The organism is Shewanella sp. 10N.286.45.A1, from assembly GCF_041470405.1.
In the GTDB taxonomy this organism is placed as follows: domain Bacteria; phylum Pseudomonadota; class Gammaproteobacteria; order Enterobacterales; family Shewanellaceae; genus Shewanella.
Genome location: NZ_JBFRMK010000300.1, coordinates 1 through 6,278 on the forward strand (window position 1 = coordinate 1; position 6,278 = coordinate 6,278).

Here is a 6,278-nt window from a genome sequence, read left to right on the forward strand (position 1 = left end):
TAAATGATCGGCATTAGACTCAATTGAGTGCGTTTTTATTTCAGCATTAAGTGTTAATACACTTAATTAAGCAAATAGAGCTTAGTGTTTAAACATTGCTGAAATAGATTCTTCGTTGCTTACGCGACGAATAGCTTCAGCCATAACGGTAGACATCGTTAGCTGAGAAACTTTATCAAGTGCTGCGATTTCAGGGCTTAATGGAATAGTATCAGTCACAATCACTTCATCGATTACTGACTCAGCGATGTTCTTCGCTGCATTACCTGAGAATACAGGGTGAGTTGCATAAGCAAATACGCGGTTTGCACCGTGTTCTTTTAATGCTTCAGCTGCTTTACAAAGCGTTCCGCCAGTATCAATCATGTCATCAACAATGATGCAGTCACGGCCTTGAACATCGCCAATAATGTGCATTACTTGAGCAACGTTTGCCTGTGGGCGACGTTTGTCGATGATTGCTAAGTCAGAATCATCAAGTAGCTTAGCAACTGCACGAGCACGTACAACGCCACCGATATCTGGAGAAACAACCACTGGGTTTTCTAAGTTCTTAGCTAGCATATCTTCAAGTAGCACTGGGCTACCAAATACGTTATCAACTGGAACGTCGAAGAAACCTTGGATCTGCTCTGCGTGTAAATCACAAGTCAAAACGCGGTCAACACCAACGCTTGAAAGGAAGTCAGCAACTACTTTTGCAGTAATTGGTACACGAGCACTACGAACACGACGGTCTTGGCGAGCGTAACCGAAGTAAGGGATAACGGCTGTAATACGACCAGCAGAAGCACGACGAAGTGCGTCAACCATAACGATAAGTTCCATTAGGTTGTCGTTAGTCGGAGCACAAGTAGATTGAATGATGAATACATCCGCACCACGTACATTTTCATTAATCTGGACACTGATTTCGCCGTCACTGAAAACGCCTACTTCTGCGTCTCCAAGTTTACAAAATAGACGATCGGCTATCTTCTTAGCGAGACTAGGTGTTGCGTTACCGGCAAAAAGTTTAATGTCAGGCACTGTATGAACCTCAGGCGTATGCTTCATGATAGTGGCTGGGACTTAAAAGGTATCCCAGATGTAGTTAACACTGAGCTAATCTCAGCATTAATGGCGATTTATTTGACCCTTTGGCAACAAAGCCACTTATAGACGCTGGCAGTTTTGCCAAGACATCTCTAGCTTGTTGCTCCTGTTCGAATTGACCAAAAACACATGCTCCGGTTCCGGTCATTCTAGACGGCGCATATTCTAGCAGCCACGCTAAGGCTTTGGCAACTTGAGGAGAGTGTTTTACAACCAGTTCTTGGCAATCATTTTTCCAAGGGTTTTGCATCAAAGTGGTCAGCGTATGCTTTGGGGTATTACGAGGCAATGCCGGATCTTGGAAAATTTCAGCAGTTGATACATGTACATCCGGCACCAGTACAAGGTACCAAGGTTGGGGAGGTGAAACTGGTTGTAATTGCTCTCCTACACCCTCGGCAAAAGCTGAAAAACCATTAATAAAAACAGGAACATCGGCACCAAGTTTTAGCCCTATCTCGGCCAGCTTAGTTAAGGGGAGATTTAGCCCCCAGAGTGAATTAAGTGCGACCAAAGTGGTTGCAGCATCAGATGAGCCACCACCTAAACCGCCTCCCATCGGTAAACGTTTATCTAGCCAAATCTCTGCACCTTGCTGACAACCACTATATTCTTGTAGGGATTTTGCGGCTTGCAGAATTAAGTTATCGTTATCAGCGACAACTGCTGACATATTCGAATGCAGTCTCAAGTTCGGTTTATCAGTAACCTTAAAATCGAGGAAATCACAATATTCGATAAATTGAAACAGGGTTTGCAGTTCGTGGTAACCATCTTGGCGGCGACCATTGATATGCAGAAAAAGGTTAAGTTTAGCTGGTGCAGGCCAACCTAATGAAAGCGCTGTTGTCATAAAGAAGACTCATTGGCAGTAGAATGTGGGTGATTAGTTGTTACTTGTTTTTCTGGAATAAGTGCTTGCCATTTACTGACTTGGATTTTAAGTCGAATATCACTTCGATTTATGTCAAGCAACCTGGGTAACTCTGCACCACTTTGAGTTTGCCAACTTTTAAAGTCGACTTTCCAAGCCGGAAGTTGATTTGAATTAAGCAGTTGAATAGGACGGCTAAGTGAATCTTGGCTGATCACTTCATCTCCCTCGCTGAGTTGTCCAGTGATCCACAAGGGCAAGGCATCGATAGGAATCGTCCAACCAGTGATGCGCGTAAGTAAGCGCTGGGCATTGTTATCGGTATAGGTTTTACCGTCGAGCTCCAATAATGTATCGCCGTCAGTACTTGATAAGCTCAGTACCGTGGTGCCTAACATTGTGGTTAGTTTTAATTCATCAGTAGTTTGGGTGTGCAACCAATACAAATTAGTACTAAATTTGTCATCAGCGGTTCGCACTGCAAGTTTGCCTTGCATTTCCCAAGCTTGTGCTTGTTCGACCTGCTCAACAGAGACGGGAACTAAGTTGTCTGGTATGGTAGTTGAGCAACCGCTAATAAAAATAAAGCTCAATATCACCCATGCATAAGTGTTTTTTGTGAAGCTGCTCAAATTATTCATCTATTACTGATATAAAAGAGCCCTTATGATACGAGGGGTTGGTAAATTTACCAATGCCCATATGCAAAAAATAGCCATTTGCACAATATTTATTGTCGTCAATGAGTGTCATATCTATTTAGAAATAGTTAAAAAGGTGACGCTAATTGGAAAAATGGGTAAGAACAGAGATTATTATTCGGTTTTGTTAAGCGTATTCTGTTTTTAACAAAGCCAATTCAGTAGAATGGCACCAATAAATAAGATGCCCAAGAGTCCAGAACGAGTCAAATGAGCCTTGTAGCAATCGGAATAAATCATAAAACGGCCACGGTCGACCTACGTGAGAAAGTTGCTTTCGCACCAGACAAAATTCATGATGCTATGAAGAGTCTTGCGAAGCACACTCAATCGGGCGAAGCCGTCATTATCTCTACCTGTAATCGGACAGAACTTTACTGTAACAACGGTGAAGAAGCTGATGTTGTCCAATGGTTAGAAGATTATCATCAACTTTCTCATGCTGATGTTGAGCCTTGTCTTTATCAATTTAAGGATCAGCAGGCAGTTAAACATCTTATGCGTGTTTCTGCTGGACTGGACTCGTTGATCTTGGGTGAACCTCAAATCTTAGGCCAGGTTAAGCAATCTTTTGTGAAAGCTAAAGAAGCGGGCACCGTTGCTACCACAATGGACCGCTTGTTTCAGAATACTTTTTCTGTGGCTAAAAAGATTCGAACGGAAACTGAGATTGGTGCCGCTGCGGTATCGGTCGCTTTTGCCGCCGTCAGCATGGCTAAGCATATCTTCTCCTCCTTGAGTACTACACAGGTATTACTCGTGGGTGCCGGCGAGACCATTGAGCTAGTTGCACGCCATTTAAAAGATAATGGTGTTAAAGCAATGGTGGTGGCAAACCGAACAGTTTCACGTGCAGAAGCAATGTGTGACGAGTTTGGCGCAACCGCGATTACACTCGAACAGATCCCAGATTTTCTCCCTAAGGCCGATATCGTGATATCCTCTACGGCTAGCCCATTACCGATCCTTGGTAAAGGCATGGTAGAAAAAGCGCTTAAGCAGCGTCGTCATCAACCTATGTTGTTGGTAGATATAGCAGTTCCTCGAGATATTGAGGCTGAAGTAGCGGATCTGGATGATGCGTTTCTATACACCGTCGATGACCTGCAAAGCATCATTGAACAGAATATGGCTTCTCGAAGAGAGGCTGCCGAGCAAGCAGAATTAATTGCAGACGATCAATCTTATCAGTTTATGGAGTGGATCCGCTCATTAGAGTCGGTTGACAGTATCCGTGAATATCGTACTCAAAGTATGGCGATAAAAGATGAATTGGTAGAGCGAGCGGTCAACAAGTTGGCCCAAGGTGCTAATAGCGAGCAAGTGTTGCTTGAACTTGCTAACAAGCTGACCAATAAATTGATCCATGCACCGACCCAAGCGCTTACCGCTGCGAGTCGCCAAGGTGATCTTAATTCACTTGGACAATTAAGGACTGTGCTCGGACTAGATAAAGACTAAGGTTAGCGTTTTAATGAAGGACAGTGTAATTCGCAAGCTTGAAGGCTTGCTTGAACGTAATGAAGAAGTGTTGGCGCTACTAAGTGATGCAGGCATTATTGCCGATCAAGAGCGTTTTCGTGCCTTGTCTAAAGAATATTCTCAACTAGAGGATGTTGTTAAAGCTTTTAAATCTTTTCAGCAAGCTGAAGAAGACCTTGAGTCTGCTAAAGAGATGATGGAAGAGGATGATGCCGATCTTAAAGAGATGGCTCAAGAAGAGTACAAAGCGGCTAAAGAGACAATAGAAACTTTAGAGTCTGAGCTACAAATTCTACTACTTCCAAAAGATCCTAATGATGATAATAACTGTTTTATCGAAATTCGCGCTGGTGCGGGTGGTGATGAAGCGGCTATTTTTGCTGGCGATCTATTCCGTATGTACAGCAAGTATGCTGAAAGCAACCGCTGGCAAATAGAAGTTATGAACACCAACGAAGGTGAACATGGCGGCTTTAAAGAAGTGATAGCCAAAATCAGTGGTGAAGGCGTATACGGTAAACTGAAATTCGAATCTGGCGGGCATCGTGTGCAACGTGTTCCAGAAACAGAATCTCAAGGCCGAGTACATACTTCAGCTTGTACAGTGATCGTTTTACCAGAAATCCCTGAAGCTGAAGCGATTGAGATCAATAAAGCAGACTTAAAAGTTGATACTTTCCGCGCATCAGGCGCGGGTGGACAGCACGTCAACAAAACCGATTCTGCGATTCGTATTACTCACATTCCAACAGGTATTGTTGTTGAGTGCCAAGATCAGCGCTCACAGCATAAAAACCGTGCCCAAGCGATGAGTGTTCTTTCTGCTCGAATTCAAGCTGTTGAAGATGAAAAACGCCGCAGCGAAGAAGACAGTACTCGCCGAAACCTAGTCAGTAGTGGTGACCGTTCAGAGCGTATCCGTACTTATAACTTCCCTCAAGGCCGAGTGAGCGAGCATCGTATAAACCTTACCTTATACCGCTTAGGTGAATTTATGGAAGGCGATATCGATGTGGTGATTGAACCTCTAATCCAAGAAACCCAAGCGGATATGCTTGCTGCTCTTGGTGAAAGTTAACGGTTATTAGGCAGCGATGCGCTGCCGTTTTCGTTGAATAAGGACATTCCTTGCAATTGACTATATCAGGGGCCCTAAAGTGGGCCTCTTCTCAGTTAGAGGCTATTTCAGATTCGGCTATGCTGGATGCTGAAGTGATGCTGCTACATATCATTAATAAACCTCGCAGTTACCTTTATACTTGGCCTGAAAAAGATTTAGAGTCCGCGCAAGTCTCTGAGTTTAAACAGATGCTTGCCAAACGTCTTCGCGGAAACCCCATTGCTCACATTGTGGGAGAAAGAGAGTTTTGGTCGCTGCCGTTTAGAGTGAACCCAACCACGCTGATCCCAAGGCCTGATACTGAAATTCTGGTAGAAACCGCACTTAATCTGCCTTTGGCTGATAATGCTCGTGTATTGGATTTAGGGACAGGAACGGGTGCGATAGCTTTGTCTCTTGCGCATGAGCGCAGTGAGTGGCAAGTATGTGCTATCGACAAGGTCGAAGAGGCGGTAGCGCTGGCGATTGAGAATCGCATTAACTTGAAGCTTGAGCATGTTGACGTATTTCAAAGCGATTGGTTTGATGCGGTAGAGTGCTACGATTTTAATTTAATTGTGTCTAACCCGCCTTATATAGATGAAGAAGATGAGCACCTGTCTCAAGGCGATGTACGTTTTGAACCGCAAAGTGCGCTCACCGCGCCGTTAAAGGGTTTTGCCGATCTGTTTCATATTGCCAGCTGTGCACGTGATTATTTAGCTCCTGGTGGCTATCTGTTACTTGAGCACGGTTACCAACAGGCGATTGAGCTGAGAGAAAAATTGATTGAACTGGGCTATGAAAACGTTGCGACAGTGCGAGATTTTGGCAGTAATGATCGTTGCACCATAGGTCGCTGGCCTAGATAGCAAAGTCAAAGATAGCAAATCGATTCTGGATAAAAAGGCACTTTATAAGTGTAATGCCGGTCAGTTAAGCTGACTGGCATTTTTTATTTCTAGCGTACCTTTGAGGCCTAGGCTTTACCCTTCGGGGAAAACTTCGGTCTCGCCGTGGAGCTAAA

Annotated in this window: 6 protein-coding genes; 3 read left to right on the forward strand and 3 right to left on the reverse strand. The window is 44.1% G+C overall.

Annotation, left to right across the window (positions count from 1 at the left end):
* Positions 1-81: 81 nt before the first annotated feature.
* The 3 genes from AB4238_RS19505 to lolB form a co-directional block, all read right to left on the reverse strand.
* Positions 82-1,029, reverse strand: a complete 948-nt coding sequence (locus AB4238_RS19505) for a ribose-phosphate pyrophosphokinase (protein ID WP_028769213.1) — start codon at positions 1,027-1,029, stop codon at positions 82-84.
* Between the two features lie 64 nt (positions 1,030-1,093).
* Positions 1,094-1,948: a 4-(cytidine 5'-diphospho)-2-C-methyl-D-erythritol kinase gene (ispE, locus tag AB4238_RS19510; protein WP_372034963.1), complete on the reverse strand. Its 855-nt coding sequence runs from the start codon at positions 1,946-1,948 to the stop codon at positions 1,094-1,096.
* Positions 1,945-2,610 (reverse strand): lipoprotein insertase outer membrane protein LolB, encoded by a 666-nt coding sequence (gene lolB / locus AB4238_RS19515; protein WP_371991885.1) that lies wholly within the window; start codon positions 2,608-2,610, stop codon positions 1,945-1,947. Before lolB ends, ispE begins: the two co-directional genes overlap by 4 nt.
* Before the next feature lie 270 nt (positions 2,611-2,880).
* Between lolB and hemA the strand changes: the two genes are divergently transcribed.
* The 3 genes from hemA to prmC are packed head-to-tail and all read left to right on the forward strand — an operon-like array spanning position 2,881 to position 6,123.
* Complete coding sequence (gene hemA, locus AB4238_RS19520) at positions 2,881-4,131, forward strand: glutamyl-tRNA reductase (RefSeq protein ID WP_372034966.1); 1,251 nt, start codon at positions 2,881-2,883, stop codon at positions 4,129-4,131.
* A gap of 13 nt (positions 4,132-4,144) precedes the next feature.
* The gene (gene prfA, locus AB4238_RS19525; RefSeq protein ID WP_371991881.1) at positions 4,145-5,230 is read left to right on the forward strand and encodes a peptide chain release factor 1; all 1,086 of its coding nucleotides are present in this window, start codon (positions 4,145-4,147) and stop codon (positions 5,228-5,230) included.
* A 50-nt stretch (positions 5,231-5,280) separates the two neighbouring features.
* Positions 5,281-6,123: a peptide chain release factor N(5)-glutamine methyltransferase gene (prmC, locus tag AB4238_RS19530; protein ID WP_372034968.1), complete on the forward strand. Its 843-nt coding sequence runs from the start codon at positions 5,281-5,283 to the stop codon at positions 6,121-6,123.
* Positions 6,124-6,278 lie beyond the last annotated feature (155 nt).